Origin of the sequence: Mesorhizobium sp. B263B2A (assembly GCF_020165775.1) — a bacterium.
Taxonomy (GTDB): Bacteria; Pseudomonadota; Alphaproteobacteria; order Rhizobiales; family Rhizobiaceae; genus Mesorhizobium; species Mesorhizobium opportunistum.
In genome coordinates this window covers 343,051-363,266 of the sequence record NZ_JAIUIU010000001.1, presented here as the reverse complement: position 1 = coordinate 363,266, position 20,216 = coordinate 343,051, and the positions used below count along the sequence as shown (strand labels likewise).

Below are 20,216 nucleotides of genomic sequence, written 5' to 3'. Positions count from 1 at the left end.
CCGACATCTTGCGATGCCGGGAGACAGGGTCGTGGTTCCCGATCTTACTTGCTGCCGGCGGCTTCCGCAGCGGTGATCTCGACCCAGTCGGGCGTGATCGGCAGCGTCAGGCCGGGCGCCTGGTCGGGGAAGGCATTTTCGCCGACCGCGATCTTGATCATCTTGGTGCCCGGGTAGAGCTTGGACTCGAAGGGATCGGTGGTGACGAAGTCACCCTTGACCGAAACGGAACGCTCGGCCGGCTTCTTGCCGGTGTCGAGGATGTCGACCGCCAGCTTGATCGCTTCGGAAGAAAGATAAGCGGGGTTGGAGCCGAGGATGCACTTGGCGCCTTGCGTCTGCGCGCAGGTGACGGCGGCTACATTGTAGGAGAAGCCAACGACCGGAACGATCGGCCGGCCGGCGTCCTTCAGCGCCTGGATGGCGCCCGAGCCATAGCCTTGCGTCATGATGCCGTCGATCTGCGGATTGGCGGCAAGCAGTGCCGCGACGCCGGATTGTTCCGGACCGAGCGCGTAGTTGCCGTTGTAGTAGCCGACGACCTTGATGTCGGGATATTTGGCCAGCACCTTCTCATAGCCTTGCTGGAGCTGCGCCGAGATCGGCGCGCCGGCAAGGCCACGGTCGAGGATGATGTTGCCCTTGCCGCCAAGCTGCGTGGCCATCCACTCGGCCATCACCGAGGGGATGCGATCCCAGTCGGAGGCGACGGCGAACGCACAGGGCTCGGTCACCACCTGGTCGAAAGAGATGACCACGATGCCGGCATCACAGGCTTTCTTGATGGTCGGGTTGAGCGCCGAATCCGAACCGGCATCGACCAGGATGGCGTCCGGCTTCTGGCGGATGATGTTGTTCAGCGAATTGATCTGCGCCTGGACGGTGTTCTCGACGTTCTCGATCTTGAGGTCGACGCGGCCTTTCAGCGGCCCCTTGTTCACCGACACCGTGGCGACACGCTCCATCTGCTGGCGCCAGTCATTGCCGACGAAATTGTTCGAGAGATAGATGGTGTAGGGCTTCTTGTCCTCGGCATGGCTCGGCGCTGTGCCCACCGCGATTGCGGACATGGCAAGAGCTGCCAATCCACCGCAAACTGTCTTCAGTTTCATGGTCTCTCCTCCTTGGTGTTTCCTGCATCAGCCGGTGACGGACTTCGCCATCTTTGTGGGTGCTGCACGCAAATTGATACCGGTACCAATGCGCCTTGTCAATTTAAGCCAAGGCGCATCGGGGCGGCCCTCGCCGCGATTTGCAGACGTCGCTCATTTCGAACCAGCGGCCTCGGCAGGGGTAATCTCAACCCAGTCCGGGCTGGCCGGAAGGAACAGACCGGGAGCCATGTCCGGAAAGGCATTCGTGCCGACCTCTATCTTCTGCATGGCCGCATCGGGATAGAGTTCCGACGGAACCGGATCGGTGGTGAGGAAGGCATTGCGCAGCAGGATCTTCTTCTGCGCCGGCTTCTTGCCGTCGAGTATCTCGACTGCAAGCTTCAAGGCCTCGGCCGACAGATAGGCGGGGTTGGGTGCAAGGATGCACTGGGCGCCTTTCGTCTGGGCACAGGTCGTCGTCGTCAGGTTGAAGGGGCTGCCGGTGATGGGGACGATCGGACGACCGGCATCCTGCAGCGCCTTGATTGCTCCGGCGCCGTAACCCTGAACGAAGATCGCGTCGACTTGCGGGTGGGCCGCCAGCAGGCTGGCGACGCCGGCCTGTTCCGGCCCGAGCGCATAGTCGCCATTGAAATAGCCGACCACCTCGATGCCGGGAGATTTCTTGATGACTTCCTCGAACCCACCCTGCAGCTGGGCGGAGATCGGAGCGCCGGCAAGTCCGCGGTCGACCAGGATCTTGCCCTTGCCGCCGAGCTTCTTGACCAGCCACTCGGCCTCCACGCGCGGCGCCCGGCCCCAGTCGGACTCCATCGTATAAGCGCATGGCGCGCTGACGATCTGATCGAAGGCGATGACCACGATGCCTGCCTTGCAGGCCTTCTCGATCGTTGGGTTAAGGGCCTCGCCGGAGCCAGCATCGATCACGATGGCGTCGGGCTTGTTGCGGATGATGTTGTTGAGGGAATTGATCTGGGCCTGGACCGTGGTCTCGACCACCTCGACCTTGAGGTCGACCCGGCCGGCAAGCGGCGGTTTCTTCACCGCGATATCGGCGCTGCGCAGCATCTGCTGGCGCCAGTCGTTGCCGACGAAATTGTTCGAGAGATAAATGGTGTATGGCTTCTTGTCCTGTGCATTGGCCGGCACGGTGTCGACCGACAGCAACGTCGCCGCGATCACCGCAAGGCCGGCGAAAAATACGCCCGCTTTCATGACTTTCTCCTCCCGTGTTTGTTGTCAGCCGCGCGAACGCCGCCGCCCCATCTACGCCTTCGAGGCACAGCCCCCTTATGGACAGACTTTGTTGTTGTGCATGCCGTTACCCCAGAACCGCCGCGCATCTTGGGTGACATGCCGGTTGAGTGACATGGACCGGGCAAATGCTCAGCGTCGGAAGTGGCTTTGCGCCCACGTGCGACCGTGGTCCTCCGCGCAGCCTTCATCCTAGCTATGATGCTATTATAATTTTATAAGGCTGTCCATGACCGAGACCAGGAAATCGGCGCGCCAATGCCGCCGATCTGGTTCAAGACAGATCGTTGGGCGCGTCGTAGGTGATGCTGAAAATATCGGCTGGATGGCGGGCGACGGAGAATTCGATGCTGCGCTGGTCCGCCGACTGATAGAGCATCTCCACCGTCAGCACCGGACTGCCCAGCGCAATGCCGAGGTCGCCGGCAACCGCCTCGTCGGCGATTTCGGCGCGCACCGTGACATGCGCCACGTCGAGCCGCAGGCCGAGATGTTTCTGCACTGAACGGAAGATCAGCACGTCGGAAAAGTCCTCGCGCTTCATGCGGGCGCCGATGTCGGGCGGAAAGTAGGTGGTGATCTGCGCCTTGCGCTGTTCGCCGATCGACAGCACGCTGCGCAGGCAATAGCCGGCCTCGTCCTTGGCCATGCCGAAATGGCGCTGGAGCACTGGCGAGACTTCCTTGCGGTAGGACTTCACCGTCAGCTCGGCGTCCTTGGTGAAGGCCGCCATGTCGGCGAAATTCTTAAACTTCCAGCTCAGATTGACCGAGGGGCTGCGCGCCGCGACCACGGCGGGCTTGGCCGAGCGCTTCCTGATCAGGCCGTCGGCCTCGAGATCGCGCAAGGCCTGGCGTACGGTGATCAGGCTGACGCCGAAATGCTCGGCGATGGTCGCTTCCTTCGGCAGTTCGCCGCCGACGGGAAAGGTGCCGTTGCCGATCGGCTCGCGCAATATGTCGGCGAGCTGGCGGTAAAGCGGGCCGTTGGCGCGGCCGAGCGTGCGCCTGGGAAGACTGTCGATGGTGGGATGATCCATGTGCCTCGTCGCGCCTGTGTCGAAGCTTTTATAATAGCTTCCTTCGCAAGAGGCTATCGCATGTCGCCCAAAAGTGGATCCGGTCTTGGGATAACGACATGCCTAAACCAAAAATCAAGGCCGGCGATCACCAACCGCTCAGACGAAGAGCCGAAGTGGGTTTTCGATCGCCGATTTCAGGGCCGAAAGCCATGCGGACGCGATCACCTCATCGACGTTGTTCGCATCGGCCGTCAGCAGGCATTCGGCCTGGCCGCCTGCGCTGTTGAGCGAGACCGTCAGGCGCATGGCGCGGCCGGGCAGGAGCGGCATCATCACCGGCCTGATGTCGCTGGCCGGCAGCAGCCGCAGCGACAGCATCGCCGGTTTGTCAGCGTCGTCATGATTGTCGGCCAACGCCGCCAGCCGCAAGGCGCGAAGCGATGTCAGTGACATTTCCGGGCTTGCCGCGAACACGGCTTGTCGGCTCGTCAGTTCCAACGCCACGGCCACGTCGGCGCCTTTGACGATTTCAGGAGCCTCCGCGAATGCACGACCGGCAGCGCGCAGCAGCAGGTCGTCGATATCGAATACAGTTCCTGAATTCGCCAGCGCGGCTAGCAGGTCTCTCAAGCCCTCCAGTGCGATCGAGGTAGCAAAGGCGGCGATGCGGGACGCGCCAATGGAGGGCGCTGCCGCCGGGGCCACGACATCGGGGAAATTGACGGGCACGCCAAGCGGGACGAAACCGATGACATCGGCGGCCAGGATGCGGCCGCCCGGGCCGCTGCCGCGAAGCGTTTCGAGCGGCAGCGCGCGCTCGCGCGCCAGGCGGCGGGCATATGGGGAGACCGCCAGCCGCGGAGCCTGCGTCGCGGCCATGTTCATTTCAGATGCTCTGAATTGACGCAGTTGGTCAGCCGGCCCTCGGCGAGATAGGCGTGCACGACCTCAATCGATTTCAGCCTGAGGTCGCGCATCGATGCCGGGCTGTAGAAGGCGGCGTGCGGGGTGACGATCAGTCGATTGGCGATCCATGGCTCGCGTCGCCGCCATGCCGCCAGCAGCGGATGGTCGAGGTCTCCGGGCTCGTTCGGCAGCACGTCGAGCCCGGCGCCGGCAATGGTGCCGTTGCGCATCGCGGATTCGAGCGCGTCGAGATCAACGATCGGGCCGCGCGCGGTGTTGACCAGCACAAGGCCGGGCCTGGCGGCGGCGAAAGCGGCCGCGCCGAGCAGCGTGCGGGTTTCCTCGCTCAGCGGCGCGTGGACGCTGACGACATCCGCCCGTCCCATCAATTCACCCAGCGAATGAACGCGTTCATAGCCGGTCGACAGGTCGACGCCGGACAGAAGATGCGGGTCGTAGAACACCACCTTCATGTCGAAGGCGGCGGCGCGGCGTGCGGTCGCCAGTCCGATGCGGCCGAGCCCGACAATGCCGAAGGTGGCGCCCTTGTGCCGGCGCACCAGCGACGCCCTAGAGAAATGCCAGCCCTCGGCGCCATGACCGGAAAGCTCGGCGCCATAGGCGGAGGTGCCACGCGTCAGCGCCAGCATCAGGCCGATGGCATGGTCGGCGACCTCGGTGGTGCCATAGTCCGGAACGTTGCAGGCCGGGATCTTGCGCGCTCCCCAGCCCGCCGTGTCGATATTGTCGAAGCCGACACCGGAGCGCACCGCGATCCTCGCCTTGGGAAAGGACGCCGGTGCGGCCGCGACATTGTGGGTGGGCGAATAGTTGATGACGGCGTCGACCGCCTCACAGACAGCCGGATCGAGCTCGGCGGCCTTGTCGTTGGTGGAGCGGGCGAGGATGAACTCGATGTCGGGGTAATGCTGCCGTTCGAGTTCGGCCTCGTCGGCGGCTTGCCAGTTGGCGCACAGGATCTTCATGCCAGTCCTTCGGGTCTCTCGGATACGGTGATTATTTCTTGATACCGCCGATGCGGCCGCCCATCGGTACGACGCTGCCGACCGGCTGATCGATCGCGCCCAGCGTGCCGCCGATCGGCGCCTCGATCTCGACCACGGCCTTGTCGGTTTCGATCTCGGCGATCAGTTCGCCCTCGTTCACCGCGTCACCGACCGCCTTCAGCCATTTTATGACCGTGCCTTCGCTAACAGTGAGATCGCCGAACGGCATCGTGATCGGCTCGTCGTCGCCCGCGGCTGGAGCGACAACCGCTGGTGCGGCGGGTTGCAGCTTGACCGCGGCAGGAACTGGATTGGCCGGCGCAGCACTTTTCAGGCCGACCGTGTACCAATGGTCCGGCACCGGCGGTTTGCCAGCGATGACGTCGCGCACGCCCTGGACGATGCGTGCGGCGTCGACCAGCATGGCGCGCTCCAGCACAGGCGCGAAAGGATGCGAGGTCGGCGCGGTGTGCAGCCGGCCGGGCGGGGCGTCGAGTTCATCGAAGGCGAGCTCATTGATGGCCTGGGCGATCTCTCCGCCCAGGCCGCACATCGCCCAGGCTTCGTCGACGACGAGCAGGCGGTGGGTTTTCCTCACGCTGGCGACGATCGTCTCGATGTCGAGCGGCATGATGGTGCGCGGGTCGATCACCTCGGCCTCGATTCCTTCGGCTGCCAGCGCTTCCGCAGCCTCCAGCGCGCGCTGCACCATCTGGCCAGCGGCAACGATGGTGATGTCGGTTCCCGCCCTTGCGATCCGCGCGACGCCGAACGGCACATAATGTTCGCCCGTGGGCACCTCGCCCTTGGAGGCGAACAGCGCCTTGGGCTCGAGCATGATGACCGGATCGCCGGCCCGCAGCGCCGTCTTCATCAGCCCCTTGGCATCGGCCGGGGTCGAGGGCACGCAGACGATCAGCCCCGGCATGTGGGCGAAGACCGGATGGTAAATGCCGCTGTGGTGCGGGCCGGAACTGCGCAGCGCGCCGGCGCCGACGCGCACCACCATCGGCGCGCTCATCAGGCCGCTGGTCATGTAGCGCAGCTTTGCCGCTTGCAGGAAGATCTGTCCGGCGGTTTCGAACGCGAAGTCGGCGAACATCAGGTCCGAAACGGTGCGCGCGCCGGTGGCAGAGGCGCCGACGGCGGCAGCGGTGAAGCCCTGTTCGGAGATCGGCGTGTCGACCATGCGCTCGGCGCCGAACTCCTGCCAGAGATTCTTGGTGTGGGCGAAGCTGCCGCCGCGCTCGCCGGTGCCCTCGCCGAAATAGAGGATCGCCGGGTTGGCCCGCATCTCCTCGGCAATGCCGTCGCGCACCGCTTCCAACCAGCCTTGCGTGCGCGTCTCACCGAGGGCGCGTAGCTGCAGCGCGGCTGGCGGATTGATCGGATCGGCGAAGACGTGCAGGCGCACCGATGCCGGATCGGGCTCGGGTGAATTGCGGGCGAAAGCCAGCGCCTCATCGACCACCTTCTCGATCCGCGACTCTATCGCCGCGAGCGCTTCGGCATCGGCGATACCGTAATCCTCGACCAGCTTCTTTCGGAACATGTCGATCGGATCGCGCTTGATCCAGGCATCGAGTTCCTCCTGCGTGCGGTAGGTGCCGATGACCGGATCGCCCTCGTGGTGACCGACGGTGCGGTAGGTCTTGGCCTCGATCAGCGTCGGCCCCTTGCCGGAACGGGCGCGCTCGGTGGCTTCCTTCATCGCCAGCCAGACGGCGAAGACGTCGTTGCCGTCCACCGCCACGCCGGGCATGCCATAGGACGCCGCTTTGGTGGCAATCTCGGGATTGAGTGTGATCGATTTCAGCGGCGTCGCGGTGGCGTAGAGGTTGTTCTCGCAGATGAAGACGGCCGGCGCGCGCTGCACGGCGGCGAAATTGAGCGCCTCGTGGAAGCCGCCATGGTTGGCGGCGCCGTCGCCGAAGAAGGCGACGCCGATGTCGTCGCGGCCCTGCTGGCGCGCGCTCATGCCGATGCCGACGGCATGGCCGATGCCGGCGGCGACGATGCCGTTGGTGCCGAACAGGCCGACCGAGCGGTCGTAGAGATGCATGGTGCCGCCACGGCCGCCGCAGATGCCGTCGGCCTTGCCGAACAGCTCGGCCATCACCTGGCCCGGATTGGCGCCCTTGGCCAGAGCGTGGCCATGGCCGCGATGGGTCGATGTCACCCAGTCGGTCGGCCGCAGATGGGCGCAGACGCCGACGCCCGTTGCCTCCTCGCCGATATAGAGATGCAGGAAGCCAGGTGTTTCGCCCTTGCGGCAAGCGATCTGGGCGATGCTTTCGAAGCGGCGCAGCAGCACCATGCGCTCGAATAGGTCGAGCAGGACCTGCTTGTCGGGCAGGTTTGGAGCGCTCTTGAAATCGTCGCGCGCCCGCGCCGCGGAAATTGCCACCGAAGCCTCCCTGAATCCGTCTGGCGCCAAGCGGCAGAGCGCCGGCGGCGAGCTTGTTGGCCGCTCGCTTCGGCGCATCATAGATTATAATAGCATAATGTCTACTGGCTCTGAGAGGAGCCAATGCGACGGCTAAATTTTGGTGATGCGCACCGTGGCGTCGGGCCGCTGGAACAGCTCCGGCCGCAGGCTGAGGCCCAGCCCGGGGCCTTCGAGCGGCGCGACATGGCCATCCTTGACCTGCGGAATGTCGGCGGCGATTTCGGTGTACCAGCCGGTGAAATAGGCGCGCACCGCTTCCTGGTAGTTGACATTCGGCAAGGTCGCCGACAGCGCGCAGCTGGCGGCATAGACGATCGGCCCGGTGCAGTCGTGCAAGGTGACGGGCAATTCGCTGGCCTCCGCCATGTTGGCGATCTTGCGCGCTTCCGAAAGCCCGCCGCACCAGGCGAGGTCGATCATGATCACCGAAGCGGCGCGCTTGGCGATCAACTGCTTGAACATCTGCCGCGAGGCCAGCCGCTCGCTGGCGGCGATCGGTATCGACGTATGGCGGGCAAGCTCGGCCATGGCGTCGAGCTCGTTGTAGCGGACCGGCTCCTCCAGCCAGGCGACGTCATAAGATTTCAGCGCCTCGGCAATGCGCAGCACCGGCGGCAAGGTCCACAGGCCATGCAGCTCGACCATGATCTCCATGTCGCGACCGACGGCGTCGCGGATCTTGCCGAACGGCTCCAGCGCCTTGTCGAGGTCGGCAAGCGAGATGCGGGTGCCGTTCGACGCCTCGGCGGCGATGTCGAACGGCCAGATCTTCATGGCACCGATGCCTTCCGACTTCAGGCTTTTTGCGAGGTCGCCGGCATTGTAGCGCCAGGCGAGCAGATCCTCATACGGACCTTCGTTCGAATCGCCTGCCTCGAGCGACCAATCCTCGCCGCGCTCGAACAGCGCGTTCTTCTTCGTGGCGCGGACATGCTTGTAGCCGGCGCAAGTGTTGTAGATCGGCACGCTCTGCTGGGTGCGCCCGCCGAGCAGGCGCCAGACCGGCTCGCCGAGCGCCTGGCCGTAGATGTCCCACAGTGCGATGTTGACGGCGGAATTGCCGCGCACCTCGGCGCCGGAATCGCGCGCGCCGACATAGACGCTACCGAGCGTGCGGTCATGCAGCTCGATGTCGCGGGGATCCCTGCCCAGCAGGTAGGCGGCGACATTGTCATGGACATAGGAAGCGACCGGCCCCGGTGCCCAGAAGGTCTCGCCCGTGCCGACGATGCCGGCATCGGTGTGAACGCGCAGCCAGAACAGGAACGGAAACTCCGCCAGCTGCAGCGTTTCGAGCGCGACGATCTTCATTTCTTCCTCCCGGCTGCGGCGATCACTTGGCCAACTGACAATAGCACATCGTCGTTGACAGCCATTTATGGTACCGGTATCAATCGCGTCAAGATGGCCACCGGGAGGGTGCTCGCTTGACTGCCGAAAATCAGAACGCAGCGCCGGGGAGAGCCCTGGTCACGGGTGCGGCCGGCGGGCTCGGCCGCGAGGTGGCGATCCAGCTGGCCCGGCGCGGTTGTGTCGTCGCGATCACCGACATCAACGGCGAAGGATTGGCCGAAACGGCCCGGCAAATCGGCGCCGGCGCGGCAACCGAAATCATGACAAGCGATTTCACCCTGGAGGGCGCGCCGGAGGCGGCGGTGGGGAAAGTGGTCGCGCGCTGGGGTGGCATCGACATTCTGGTCAACAATGCCGGCTATGGTGTGATCGAGCCGTTCCTCGACGCCAGCTACAAGGCCTGGACGCGCACGCTGGCGCTCAACGTCACTGCCCTTGCCATGGCCTGCAAGGCGGCGGGACGGGTGATGCGCGAGCAGCGCTCCGGGCGCATCGTCAACATCACCTCGCCCGGTTCGCGCATGGCGCTGCCCGATTACACCGCCTACACGGCGAGCAAGGCCGGGGTCGATTCCATCACCCGCGCCGCGGCCGTTGCGCTGGCGCCCTATGGCGTGCTGGTCAACAGCCTGGCGCCCGGCATGATGGACACCGAGATGCAACGTTCCACCGAGGCCGATCTTGCCCGCGCCAATGGCCGCAACGATTTGCAGGCCTTCCTCGACGAGCGCACGCGCCGCATTCCGCTCGGCCGCCGCGCCGAGATTTCCGAGGTTGCCGAGGCGGTCGTCTGGCTCTGCCTCGATTCGCCCAAATACATGACAGCCGAGCGGCTCAACATGTCGGGCGGGCTCGACAAGGACTGATCCAATGCTGCGAAATTCTCCTCCCGGCAGCGCCGATATCGACGCGCTCGAACGCAAGGCAAAGCTGCTGCGCCGCCATATGCTGACCATGGCGCGCGGTCAGGGCCAAGGCTATATCGGCCAGGGCCTCGGCATCGCCGACGCGCTGGCGGCGCTCTATTTCCACGAGCTGCGCTACGATCCGCACAATCTCGACTGGCCCGATCGCGATCGTTTCCTGCTCTCGACAGGACATTATTCGATCGCGCTGTGGGCGGCTTTTGCCGAGGCCGGCATCCTTCCGGTCGAGGAACTCGCCACCTACGGCGCCGACAACAGCCGGCTGGAGATGTCGACGCTCGACACCACGCCCGGCGTCGAGATGATCGGCGGCTCGCTCGGCCATGGTCTGGGACAGGGCGTCGGCCAGGCGCTGGGCTTGCGCGTCGACCGCTCCGATGCGCGCGTCTTCGTCGAACTGTCGGATGGCGAAATGCAGGAAGGCTCGACCTGGGAAGCTGCGATGTCGGCTAGCCATTTCAAGCTCGACGGGCTGGTGGCGCTGATCGACTGCAACGGCATCCAGGCCGATGGGCCCGTGGTGCTCGACATGGAACCGGTGGCCGACAAATGGCGCGCCTTCGGCTGGCAGACATCCGAGATCGACGGTAACGACATGGCGGCGATAGTCGGCGCGCTGGCCGATGCCCGTCGGCGTAACGGGAAGCCGAAGGCGATCGTGCTGCGCACGCTGCCCGGCAAGGGCGTGCCGCGCATCGAGACCTCCGAGAAATCGCACTTCTTCCGCATCGACGTGGCGCAATGGGACGGCATCATCGCCGAGTTCGACAAGGGCACGGGAGCAGTCCGATGAGCGGCGCTGCGAAGGAGGCCGGGCGCACGCTGGCCATGGGCCAGGACGAAGCGGCTGGCGGCGGCCGGCAAAGTGTCGAAGCGCCCTTCGGCCGGGCGCTGGCCAGGCTTGGCCAGAGCCGGCCCGACATCGTCGGTCTGACCGCCGACCTCGGCAAATACACCGACATATTGCCGTTCCGCGATGCCTTCCCGGACCGCTTCTTCAATGTCGGCATGGCCGAGCAGAACCTGATCGCCGTCGCCGCCGGACTGGCACGCACCGGCAAGGTGCCGTTCGCCACCACCTATGGCGTTTTCGCGACGCGGCGCGCTTTTGATTTCGTCGCCATCGCGCTTGCCCACTCCAACCTCGACGTCAAGATCGTCGCCGGCCTGCCCGGGCTGACGACCGGCTATGGCGGCACCCATCAGGCGATCGAAGATCTTGCGCTGATGCGCATGATTCCGGGTCTCACCATCATCGACCCCTGCGACGCGACCGAGATCGAGGCGGCGACGGCGGCGATCGCCGAGCATAAGGGGCCGGTCTACATGCGGCTGCTGCGCGGCAGCGTGCCTGTCGTGTTCGAACCCGGCTATCGTTTCGAGATCGGCAAGGCGCGGCGCCTGCGCGAAGGGTCCGACGTCGGCATCATCTCGACCGGCTTCATGACCGAACGGGCGCTGGACGCAGCCGATGCCTTGCAAAGACAGGGCATCTCCGCCGGTGTGCTGCATGTGCCGACGATCAAACCGTTCGATGCCGGGGCGGTTGCCGAATTTGCCGGCTCAGTCGATCGTGTTGTCACGGCGGAAAACCATGTCGTGGTCGGCGGGCTGGCAAGCCTTGTCGTCGAGACCCTGTTCGATGCCGGCATTGCGAAAAGGGTGACGCGCATCGGCCTGCCCGACCGCTATATCGAATGCGGCGCCGTGCCGACCTTGCAGGCGAAGTATGGCCTGACCACCGAGGCCATCATCGCGACAATCACTGCGCTACCATGATCCCGAAAAGTGGGAGCCGGTTTTAGGATAAGATCATGGTCAAAACAAAAGATAGCTAGAGTTTCGCGATGAAAATCACCGAGATCGAGACCTTCGCGGTCGGCGCCGGCTGGAAAAACTGGCTTTTCGTCAAAGTCCATACCGACAAGGGCGTCCACGGGATCGGGGAAGGCACGCTGAACGGTTTCATCAAGACCACCGAAGCCGGCGTGCACGAGCTCAAGCATCTCGCCATCGGCCAGGATCCGCGCCGCATCAATGCACTGGCCAAGCGCATGCTGGACAGTGTCTCGCTCGACGGCGGCCATATCCACCGCACGGTGATCGCGGCGATCGAGGTCGCCTGCTGGGACATTCTGGGCAAAAGCCTCGGCGTGCCGATCCATCAACTGCTTGGCGGCCAGGTGCGTGACAGCGTGCTTGGCTACGCCAATGGCTGGTACCGGACCGAGCGCTCGCCCGAAGCTTTTCTCGAAGCTGCGAAGGCGGTGCTGGCGAAAGGCTTCAAGGCGTTCAAGCTCGATCCGTTCGGCACCGCGCAAGGCTTTATCTCACGCGAGGAACTGGATCTCTCCTACGCGATCTGCCGGACGCTGCGCGACAAGCTGCCCAAGGACACGCTGATCCTGATCGACGTCCATGCGCGCTTCACCGAGATCGCCGCGCTGCAGGCGGCGCAGAGGTTCGCCGATCTCGACATCTACTGGTGGGAGGAGCCGACCTCGCGCGACCGGCAGGAGACGGTGCACGAAGTGGCGCATCGCTCGCCGATCCCGGTGGCGACCGGCGAGATGTACGACACGGTCGGGCAGTTCTACATGCTGGCCGCCGGCGGCGGCGTCAACATCTTCCAGCCCGAGCCGATGTCGCTCGGCGGCATCGGGCCGTCGATGCAGGTGGCCAATTTGGCGCTCGCCCATGGCAGCCATATCGCCCCGCACCAGAGCGGCGGCCCGGTGGCGACGGCGGTGTGCCTGCAGCTTGCGGCGGCGGTGCCGAACTTCCTCATCCAGGAACATTTCGACGCCTTCAACGACCCTTGGACGCGCGACCTCGTGACCTGGCATCCAACCGTCAATCCGGACAATGGCCACCTTTCGCTGCCTGACGCTCCGGGGCTCGGCATCGATCTCAACATCGAGGCGATCAAGGATCATCCCTACGATCCCGACGCCTATCTCAACGTCCATGCCGAAGGCTGGGAGAAACGGCTTGGGCGGCGGGAAGAGAAGCCCTGATCAAGCACTCTCGCGGTCGACGATCTCGAAGCCGAGGCTGGTGATGGTCGGCACCTTGGTGTCGCCGCCGAGCCTTGCCAGTAATTGCCGCACGGCGCGGCGGCCCATCTCGTAGCGATTGACCTTGACCGTTGTCAGCGGCGGATAGAGCTGGGCCGCCAGATCCATGTCGCCGTAGCCGGCAATCGCGATCTTGCCCGGCACTGCCCAGCGTCGCCGGTGGCATTCCTGCACGGCGCCGACCGCCAGCGTGTCACTGGAAAAGAAGATGGCGTCGATATCCCTGTGGCGGGAGGTCAATGTGATCAAGGCCTCGGCGCCGCCCTGCGCGGTGATCGGCACCTCGACCTCCATGTCGGCATGGTTCTTGAAACCAAGCTCGGTGAGTGCCGCATGGTAGCCGGTGCGGCGCTGCTGCAGCCGGTCGTTGCCATGGATCGGCGTCGAGACGAAGCCGATGCGCTTGTAGCCCTTGGCGGCCAAATGCATGGTCATGGCGTAGGCGGTCTCGAAATTGGAGACGCCGACCACCATGTCGATCGGCTTGCGGCCCTTGATCTCGGAGATTTCGACCACCGGGGCGCCGCTGGTCTTCAGCAATGCGCGGGCAGCCTCGCTCTGCACGAAGCTTTGCAGGATCATGCCGACCGGGCGCCAGCCAAGCAGATTGCGGATCGATTTCTCCTCGGCTTCCTGCGTGAACTCGCCCTGGACCAGGAGCATAGAATAGCCGCTCTCGTGGCATTCGTCGGACATGCCTTGCACCTGTTCGGCGATACCCGAATTGATCAGCGGCGGCACTACGGTGCCGATCATGCGGCCATTCCCGCGCATGCTGGAGGCCAGCCGGTTGGGCACGAAACCGGCCTCCTCGATGGCCTCGAGAACCTTGGCGCGCGTCTCCGGCGAGACCATGTCGGGATTGGACAGCGCGCGCGATACCGTCATCGGTGCCACGCCGACGCGCTTGGCGATCTCGCGGACGCCGAGGCGCTGCGGCTTCTTTTCGCCCGCCGGCGGTCTATCGGTCATCACCGTGCTCCAAGAGGGCGCGACCCGGCAAGACAATGTCCCAACGGTGGCGCGGCATCGGCCCATTCATAGCGGTTGCGGCGGCTGCTTTCCAGCGACGGGCAGCGCTATCCCCGCGATCCAAAACTTCGACGTTGACAAGTTATAATATTATAATCTTAATGGCCAAGAGGAGAGCGTCGGCAACGGCGAGGGTGAGTGGAGCCGGCCGAGAGAGCCGGCAACAAGCGCCGCGAGGGAGGTCAGGATGAACAGCGCGGCTGACGTGAGCTCGCCGCCCCGGGATGCGCAATCATTCAGGCGGCGATTGATCGGCTTCATTGCCGTCGGCGAGGTCGGCGTGCTGGCGGCGATGGCGTTGCTGATCGCGTTCTTCTGGCTGCTGGAACCGGCTTTCCTGTCCGAGCGCAACATCCGCGCTATTCTCAACGTCGTGTCGTTCGTCGGCATCATCGCCATCGGCCAGACCATTCTGCTGGTCGCCGGCGAGTTCGACCTGTCCGTCGGTTCGGTGGCCGGGCTGTCCGCAGTGGTCGCCGCCAAGCTGATGACCGCGGCCGCCCTGCCGGTAACCGTCGGCATCCTCGGCGGCATCGCTGTCGGCGCGCTGATCGGCCTTCTCAATGGCCTGATCGTCGTCAGGCTCGGCATCCCCGCCTTCATCCAGACGCTCGGCATGCTGTTCATCGGCCAGGGCCTGATCCAGGTGGTGACCGGCGGCTATCCGGTCTACCCGCTGCCGGAAGCGATCAACACGATCGGCGGCACCGATCTCGCCTTCGGGCTCGGCTGGAGCTTTGCCTTCTTCATCATCGCCGCCATCGCCGCCGACTTCGTGCTGCGGCGCACCGTGCTCGGGCGCAACATGTATGCCACCGGCGGCAACAAGGAAGTGGCGCATCTCGTTGGCATCAACACCAATGCCTACAAGATCGGCGCCTTCATCACGGTCGGCGCGCTGTCGGCGATCGCCGGCATGTTCGTCATGGCCGACCTCGGCAGCGGCGGCACCTCGATCGGCAGCGGCTGGGAACTGACCGTCATCGCCGGCGTCGTGGTCGGCGGCGTCAGCCTGTTCGGCGGGGCCGGCACGGTGGCCGGCGGCGTCGTCGGCATCCTGATGCTGAAGGTGGTGCAGAGCGGCCTCGTCGTCATCGGCGTCAACTCCAACTGGCAGCAGATCGCGGTCGGCGTGATCATGGTCATGGCCGTCGGCCTCGACATCGTGCGCCGCCGCTATTTCATTGCCGGCGCCTGAAGGCCGCAAGAGAAAGCAGACATATTGCGCCGGCAAAAAACGCCGGCCGACGAAGGGAGGAAGGACATGAAAATCGACTTGAAAAAAGGGCTGGTCGGCGCCGCATTGGTGGCGGCGGCCGTTGCCACGTCGCTGGGCTCAGCGGGCCTGGCCCGGGCGGCGGACGTCCACCTGCTCTGGGTGCAGGCGATGAAGGATCATCCCGTACACCGGCTGATGCAGGCGGGCTTCCTGAATAGGTGCAAGGAACTCGGCTACACCTGCGAGGTGGTCGGTGATCCGAGCGCCACCAACTGGGACATTCCAGCGACCTTGCCGCTTGCCGAAGCCGCCCTGGCCCGCACCAAATACGATGCCATCGGCGTCTACGGCCCGGATCCGGCAATCTATTCCTACATCTCCAAACTTGCCAAGGAAGGGTTCCCGATCGTCACCTGGCATGTCCTGCCGCCGGAAGGCACCGTCAACGGCCTGAAGGCGGCAACCGGCGAGAACATCGCCGAGGCCGGGACCAATGCCGCGATCGCCATCGGCGACAAGCTCGGCGGCAAAGGCACCGTGGCGCTGACGCAGGGCGCTTCCAACGACACCGAGAACGCCATGTCGGATGCCTTCCGCAAGACCATCGCGGCGAAGTATCCCGGCATCAAGGTCCTGGACACCCAGATGGAGGGTTTCGAGCCCTCGGCGGCGGAGGCCAAGGCCGTTGCGATCCTGCAAGGCAATCCTGACGTGACCGCCGCCTTCGGCACCACCGGCAACAGCATCCAGACCTGGTCGGGTGCCGCCCGCAAGGCCGGGCGCGACGTCGTCATCATCGGCATGGATTACATCAGGCAGAACCTCGATCTGGTGAAGTCGGGCGCCGCCTACGGCATTGTCGCGCAGCCGCTCTACGAAGAAAGCGCCAAGGTCGCCGAGCTGCTCGGCGACCTCGCCCAGGGCAAGACCGTACCCTACAGCAATCCGTTGCCGGCGAAGGTGATCACATCAGGCGACCTCGAACCCTATTACAAGATGCTGGACAGCGCCGGCCAGTAACGCCTGCCGCCGGGCCTGCCCTGCGGGCCCGGCACCTTCCAGGGGGATCGTCATTGTCCGACGCCAGCCAAGAGCCGCTGTTTTCAGCCACCGCGATCGCCAAGAATTTTGGCGGCGTGCAGGCGTTGCGCGGCGTCGATTTCGATGTCGTCCCGGGCGAGATTCATGCCTTGCTTGGCCAGAACGGCGCTGGCAAGTCGACGCTGGTCAAGATCCTCAATGGCGTGCATCCGGCCGGCTCCTACTCAGGCACTATCAAGCTCGACGGCCAGGCGGTCAGTTTTGCCTCGCCCGCCGATGCGCGGTCGAACGGCGTCGGCTACGTGCCGCAGGAGATCGAGGTGCTCGAACAGCTTTCGGTGGCAGAGAATGTCTTTGCCGGCCGCACCGGGCTCGGCGACGGCGTGCTGGTCCACCAGCGCAAGCTCGAACAGCGCGCCGGCGAAATCTTTGCCGAGCTTGGCATCGCCATCAATCCCACGGCCTATGTCGCGTCTCTGACCTCGGCGCAGCGCCATCTGGTGATGATCGCGCGCGCCATCGTACTGAAGCCGCGCGTGCTGATGCTGGACGAACCGACCGCCTCGCTGTCGGGCACCGAAGTCGATGCACTGTTCAGCGTGCTGCGGCGCCTGAAAGCGCAAGGCGTGGCGATGATCTACATCACCCATCGCCTGCCGGAGGTGCTCGCCATCTGCGATCGCGCCACCGTGCTGCGCGACGGGCAAGTGGCGGTGCGGATCGCAAGAGACGATTTTGATGCCGAGACTTTCATCTTCTCGATGTCGGGCCAGCGGCTGCAGCGGCTGTTTCCAGAGCACGCGGCGCCCGTGGGCGCGCCGACCGTGCTGGAGGTTCGCAGTCTTACCGTCGCCGGTCACAGCGGCGCCGTCCACGGCGCGAGGGATATCGCCCTCTCGGTGGCCGCCGGCGAGATCGTCGGGCTGGCGGGGCTGCTTGGTTCCGGCCGCAGCGAGATCCTGCATGGCATCTACGGCCGCGTGCCCGCCGAGGGCGAAATCCGCGTCGCCGGACAAGCCGTATCGATCAGGTCGCCAAGCGACGCCCGCGCGGTTGGCATCGCGCTGCTGACCGAAGACCGCAAGCGTGACGGCCTGCTGTTCAACCTGCCGGTCGGCGCCAACATCACCATCGGCAACCTTGCGCCCCTGTCGCGGCACGGCATGGTGCGCGGCGGGCTCGAGCGCGGTTCGATCCTCGCCGCCATGCGCGCGCTCAACGTCAAGGCATCATCGCCCCAGGCTGCGGTCACCCATCTGTCGGGCGGCAACCAGCAGAAGCTGCTGTTTGCCCGCGTTTTGATGCGGGCGCCGAAAGTGCTGCTGCTCGATGAGCCGACCAAGGGCGTCGACGCCGCAACCCGGCACGAAATCTACAAGCTCGTGGTCGAGCTGGCCGAGAAGGGAGTCGCCCTCATCATCGTTGCGTCGGAACTCGAAGAGCTGATCGGCCTTTGCGACCGCTGCTTGGTCGTCGCCGACGGCAGCATCGTCGACGAATTCAGCCGCGGTGAAGGCGGCGAGGACCGCGTGCTGCGCGCGGTGACGGCAGCGCAAGCGGAACGCCACGCCATGGCCGCACGGGGCTCACCATGATGTTTGCCGGCAAACGCGTTTTCGTCACCGGTGCGGCGACCGGGATCGGCCGGGCGACGGCGGAGTATCTTGCCGCTGAAGGCGCCAAGGTGTTCGGCGCCGGGCTGGACGGCGAAGAGGGAAAGGCGCTTGCCGCCCGTCACGCCGAAAGCCAATTGAGCTTCCGCGAGAGCGACCTCACCCGCGAGGACGATGTCCAGGCGGCCGTTTCGGCGGCGAAAGAGCGGTTTGGCGGGCTCGACGCGGTCGTCAATTGCGCCGGCATCTACCCCACCGGCAAGCGGCTCGAAGAACTTTCCGACGAGGACTGGGACAGGACCATCGCCGTCAACCTGACGGCCATTTTTCGCGTCTGCCGGGCAAGCTTGCCGCTGCTGCGGGCGGCCGGCGGCGGCTCGATCGTCAACATCGCCTCGGTGCATGCCGACGCCACGGTTCCCGGCGTGCCCGCCTATGCCGCAACGAAGGCGGCGGTGGTCGGCCTGTCGCGGCAGATGGCGCTCGACTATGCCGTCGACCGCATCCGCGTCAACGCCGTGCTGGTCGGTTCCGTCGCCACGAGGATGACGCTGGACGGGCTCGAGGCGGCCGGCGGCGCGGAAGCGCTGGGCCTGTCCTTCGAGCCCAACCGGATCGCCCGCATTGCCAACCCGGCCGAGATCGCGACGGCGATCGGCTTCCTGATCTCCGACGCCGCTTCCTTCGTCACCGGCAGCGCCATGCAAGTGGATGGCGGCCTGCTGGCGCGGCTGCTTTAGGGTGAAAGCGCGAAGGGCATGAACGAAACGGCGCCGGCGGCACTTTCGCCCGGAGCCAGCACGACCACGCCCTCTTCCGGATCGTCCCACCGACCCCGGTTGAACGCACCCGAAGCGTTGGTTTGCGGCTCGACGCAGAAATAGGGTTTGGCCGGATCGGCATAGAGCATCAAATGCTTGAAGACCGGGTCGGCCTTGATGCACAGTCCCGCGCCGCGCGATGGAAAGCGGATCGTCGCCTCGCCGCCCCAACCGCCATAGTCGTTGTTGCGCCAGCCGCCCGGCAAGGGCCGCGCCTCGGCGAAGTCGAGTTCGGGCGGCAGCGTGACCGGGTCGCCTGAAATGCCGTCTGGCTCTTCAAGGTAGAAGCGCTTGCCCTCGAATTGCAATGTTACGTCCGGATCGCGATCGAACCAGGGATGCAGACCAAAGCCGAACGGCAGGGGAACCAGTCCGGTGTTGGTCATTGTCATGGTCACGCCGAGGCCTTCCCCGGAAACCGAGAATGCCTGCGTCGCGCGGTAGGAATAGGGGTCGGCTCCAGCGGCGATGTCCAGCGACAGGGTGGCGTCGGCGGTCCCCGCCTCGGTGACCGTCCAGGCATGTTGCCAGCCGCTGCCATGGACGTTGAATTTTTCGGGCGGATTGTTGGGCAGGACCTGCCAGCGTTTTCCGCCGAATTCGAATGCGTTTCCGGCGATGCGATTGGCGTAGGGCGTCATCGGAAACATGGCGACGCCAAGCACGTTGCCGGCATCGAGATCGGCATCCGATAGAAGGCGCATGAGATCGATGCCGCCCCAGCGTAGCGCACTCACGGAGCCGCCGATATGCGGCACGAGCCCGACCTCGAGCGCCCCGGCTTTCAGCGTCAGCGGTTCAGAAATTGCGCCCATAGCCTGCCATCCATCCACCATCGACACCCAGCATCTGGCCCGTCGTATAGGTGTTCATTGGATCGCAGAAGAACAGCACGGCGGCAACCGCTTCCTCGATGCTGCCGGCGCGGCCGACCGGGGTGTGGCTGAGCATCGCCTTGTCGCCGGAGATGATGGTGGTGTCCTCGATGGCGCCGAAACCGACGGCGTTGACCAGCACCTTCGGCCCGAACTCCATGGCCAGAGTGCGCATGCCTGCCAGGATAGAGGCATTTTCCATGGAAAAACGCGGATGGCGGCGCATCGGCATGCCGGCGACCGCGGAGACCAGGAAGACGATGCGGCCGCCGCGCTCGGCCATGGCCACCGCCGCCTTGCGCGCATCGGCATGCAGGAAGCGCGGATCCTGGGCCGTCGTTCCCGGACGCAGCGGATTGGAGATCAGCAGGATGTCGGCGGGTTGCGTCGCTTCGACGATGGTGCCGTCACACGCGCGCAACGCGGCGAGCACCGCATCGACGATGGGGTTGGTTTCACCATCGAGCGCGACAGTGGCGCCCGCGAGTTCGATGTCCATGGCGCCGC

The 20,216-nt window shown here is 65.2% G+C and carries 18 protein-coding genes; 8 read left to right on the top strand and 10 right to left on the bottom strand.

Translation table 11 applies throughout. The annotated features are described in order from the left end of the window. Positions 1-44 precede the first annotated feature (44 nt). The 7 genes from LB568_RS01780 to LB568_RS01750 all read right to left on the bottom strand — a co-directional run bounded on the left by LB568_RS01780 (position 45) and on the right by LB568_RS01750 (position 9,063). Positions 45-1,112 carry a substrate-binding domain-containing protein gene (locus LB568_RS01780; protein ID WP_013891740.1) on the bottom strand — a complete coding sequence of 356 codons (1,068 nt, stop codon included), beginning with the start codon at positions 1,110-1,112 and terminating at the stop codon, positions 45-47. Positions 1,113-1,265: 153 nt separating this feature from the next. Next, entirely contained in the window at positions 1,266-2,330 is a 1,065-nt protein-coding gene (locus tag LB568_RS01775; RefSeq protein WP_013891741.1) for a sugar ABC transporter substrate-binding protein, read from the bottom strand. A gap of 313 nt (positions 2,331-2,643) precedes the next feature. Further along, on the bottom strand, positions 2,644-3,408 hold the full coding sequence (locus LB568_RS01770) for a GntR family transcriptional regulator (protein ID WP_013891742.1): 765 nt from the start codon (positions 3,406-3,408) through the stop codon (positions 2,644-2,646). A gap of 138 nt (positions 3,409-3,546) precedes the next feature. After that, positions 3,547-4,275: an E3 binding domain-containing protein gene (locus LB568_RS01765; RefSeq protein WP_224728864.1), complete on the bottom strand. Its 729-nt coding sequence runs from the start codon at positions 4,273-4,275 to the stop codon at positions 3,547-3,549. Continuing rightward, the gene (locus LB568_RS01760) at positions 4,272-5,282 is read right to left on the bottom strand and encodes a C-terminal binding protein (protein WP_224728863.1); all 1,011 of its coding nucleotides are present in this window, start codon (positions 5,280-5,282) and stop codon (positions 4,272-4,274) included. Before LB568_RS01760 ends, LB568_RS01765 begins: the two co-directional genes overlap by 4 nt. A 31-nt stretch (positions 5,283-5,313) precedes the next feature. Beyond that, positions 5,314-7,710 (bottom strand): thiamine pyrophosphate-dependent enzyme, encoded by a 2,397-nt coding sequence (locus LB568_RS01755; RefSeq protein ID WP_224728862.1) that lies wholly within the window; start codon positions 7,708-7,710, stop codon positions 5,314-5,316. A 132-nt stretch (positions 7,711-7,842) separates the two neighbouring features. After that, positions 7,843-9,063 (bottom strand): mandelate racemase/muconate lactonizing enzyme family protein, encoded by a 1,221-nt coding sequence (locus LB568_RS01750; protein ID WP_224728861.1) that lies wholly within the window; start codon positions 9,061-9,063, stop codon positions 7,843-7,845. Between the two features lie 116 nt (positions 9,064-9,179). On the opposite strand from LB568_RS01750, the gene LB568_RS01745 reads away from it, so the two are divergent. The 4 genes from LB568_RS01745 (at position 9,180) to LB568_RS01730 (ending at position 13,048) form a co-directional block, all read left to right on the top strand. Further along, positions 9,180-9,971 (top strand): SDR family NAD(P)-dependent oxidoreductase, encoded by a 792-nt coding sequence (locus LB568_RS01745; protein WP_224728860.1) that lies wholly within the window; start codon positions 9,180-9,182, stop codon positions 9,969-9,971. A 4-nt stretch (positions 9,972-9,975) separates the two neighbouring features. Then, the gene (locus LB568_RS01740; protein ID WP_224728859.1) at positions 9,976-10,824 is read left to right on the top strand and encodes a transketolase; all 849 of its coding nucleotides are present in this window, start codon (positions 9,976-9,978) and stop codon (positions 10,822-10,824) included. Continuing rightward, complete coding sequence (locus LB568_RS01735) at positions 10,821-11,810, top strand: transketolase family protein (protein WP_224728858.1); 990 nt, start codon at positions 10,821-10,823, stop codon at positions 11,808-11,810. Before LB568_RS01740 ends, LB568_RS01735 begins: the two co-directional genes overlap by 4 nt. 68 nt (positions 11,811-11,878) lie before the next feature. Continuing rightward, positions 11,879-13,048: a mandelate racemase/muconate lactonizing enzyme family protein gene (locus LB568_RS01730; protein WP_224728857.1), complete on the top strand. Its 1,170-nt coding sequence runs from the start codon at positions 11,879-11,881 to the stop codon at positions 13,046-13,048. Here LB568_RS01730 and LB568_RS01725 read toward each other — a convergent pair whose 3' ends face one another. Beyond that, complete coding sequence (locus tag LB568_RS01725) at positions 13,049-14,080, bottom strand: LacI family DNA-binding transcriptional regulator (RefSeq protein WP_013891751.1); 1,032 nt, start codon at positions 14,078-14,080, stop codon at positions 13,049-13,051. Positions 14,081-14,327: 247 nt separating this feature from the next. On the opposite strand from LB568_RS01725, the gene LB568_RS01720 reads away from it, so the two are divergent. The 4 genes from LB568_RS01720 to LB568_RS01705 all read left to right on the top strand — a co-directional run bounded on the left by LB568_RS01720 (position 14,328) and on the right by LB568_RS01705 (position 18,753). Beyond that, positions 14,328-15,338 (top strand): ABC transporter permease, encoded by a 1,011-nt coding sequence (locus LB568_RS01720; RefSeq protein WP_224728856.1) that lies wholly within the window; start codon positions 14,328-14,330, stop codon positions 15,336-15,338. A 66-nt stretch (positions 15,339-15,404) separates the two neighbouring features. After that, on the top strand, positions 15,405-16,379 hold the full coding sequence (locus LB568_RS01715; RefSeq protein WP_224728855.1) for a sugar ABC transporter substrate-binding protein: 975 nt from the start codon (positions 15,405-15,407) through the stop codon (positions 16,377-16,379). Positions 16,380-16,432: 53 nt separating this feature from the next. Continuing rightward, positions 16,433-17,995, top strand: a complete 1,563-nt coding sequence (locus LB568_RS01710) for a sugar ABC transporter ATP-binding protein (protein ID WP_224728854.1) — start codon at positions 16,433-16,435, stop codon at positions 17,993-17,995. Beyond that, positions 17,992-18,753, top strand: a complete 762-nt coding sequence (locus LB568_RS01705) for an SDR family NAD(P)-dependent oxidoreductase (RefSeq protein WP_224728853.1) — start codon at positions 17,992-17,994, stop codon at positions 18,751-18,753. Before LB568_RS01710 ends, LB568_RS01705 begins: the two co-directional genes overlap by 4 nt. Here the strand turns inward: LB568_RS01705 and LB568_RS01700 are convergent. Beyond that, positions 18,750-19,649 carry an aldose 1-epimerase gene (locus LB568_RS01700; protein ID WP_224728852.1) on the bottom strand — a complete coding sequence of 300 codons (900 nt, stop codon included), beginning with the start codon at positions 19,647-19,649 and terminating at the stop codon, positions 18,750-18,752. The genes LB568_RS01705 and LB568_RS01700 overlap by 4 nt on opposite strands. Beyond that, the gene (locus tag LB568_RS01695) at positions 19,633-20,208 is read right to left on the bottom strand and encodes an SDR family oxidoreductase (RefSeq protein WP_224728851.1); all 576 of its coding nucleotides are present in this window, start codon (positions 20,206-20,208) and stop codon (positions 19,633-19,635) included. The genes LB568_RS01700 and LB568_RS01695 overlap by 17 nt, the downstream gene beginning before the upstream one ends. Positions 20,209-20,216: the final 8 nt, after the last annotated feature.

Bases quoted from the DNA above. Each gene is read 5' to 3' on its own strand.
- LB568_RS01780 (WP_013891740.1), bottom strand. From the start codon at position 1,112: ATGAAACTGAAGACAGTTTGCGGTGGATTGGCAGCTCTTGCCATGTCC.
- LB568_RS01775 (WP_013891741.1), bottom strand. From the start codon at position 2,330: ATGAAAGCGGGCGTATTTTTCGCCGGCCTTGCGGTGATCGCGGCGACG.
- LB568_RS01770 (WP_013891742.1), bottom strand. From the start codon at position 3,408: ATGGATCATCCCACCATCGACAGTCTTCCCAGGCGCACGCTCGGCCGC.
- LB568_RS01765 (WP_224728864.1), bottom strand. From the start codon at position 4,275: ATGAACATGGCCGCGACGCAGGCTCCGCGGCTGGCGGTCTCCCCATAT.
- LB568_RS01760 (WP_224728863.1), bottom strand. From the start codon at position 5,282: ATGAAGATCCTGTGCGCCAACTGGCAAGCCGCCGACGAGGCCGAACTC.
- LB568_RS01750 (WP_224728861.1), bottom strand. From the start codon at position 9,063: ATGAAGATCGTCGCGCTCGAAACGCTGCAGCTGGCGGAGTTTCCGTTC.
- LB568_RS01740 (WP_224728859.1), top strand. From the start codon at position 9,976: ATGCTGCGAAATTCTCCTCCCGGCAGCGCCGATATCGACGCGCTCGAA.
- LB568_RS01735 (WP_224728858.1), top strand. From the start codon at position 10,821: ATGAGCGGCGCTGCGAAGGAGGCCGGGCGCACGCTGGCCATGGGCCAG.
- LB568_RS01730 (WP_224728857.1), top strand. From the start codon at position 11,879: ATGAAAATCACCGAGATCGAGACCTTCGCGGTCGGCGCCGGCTGGAAA.
- LB568_RS01725 (WP_013891751.1), bottom strand. From the start codon at position 14,080: ATGACCGATAGACCGCCGGCGGGCGAAAAGAAGCCGCAGCGCCTCGGC.
- LB568_RS01720 (WP_224728856.1), top strand. From the start codon at position 14,328: ATGAACAGCGCGGCTGACGTGAGCTCGCCGCCCCGGGATGCGCAATCA.
- LB568_RS01715 (WP_224728855.1), top strand. From the start codon at position 15,405: ATGAAAATCGACTTGAAAAAAGGGCTGGTCGGCGCCGCATTGGTGGCG.
- LB568_RS01705 (WP_224728853.1), top strand. From the start codon at position 17,992: ATGATGTTTGCCGGCAAACGCGTTTTCGTCACCGGTGCGGCGACCGGG.
- LB568_RS01700 (WP_224728852.1), bottom strand. From the start codon at position 19,649: ATGGGCGCAATTTCTGAACCGCTGACGCTGAAAGCCGGGGCGCTCGAG.
- LB568_RS01695 (WP_224728851.1), bottom strand. From the start codon at position 20,208: ATGGACATCGAACTCGCGGGCGCCACTGTCGCGCTCGATGGTGAAACC.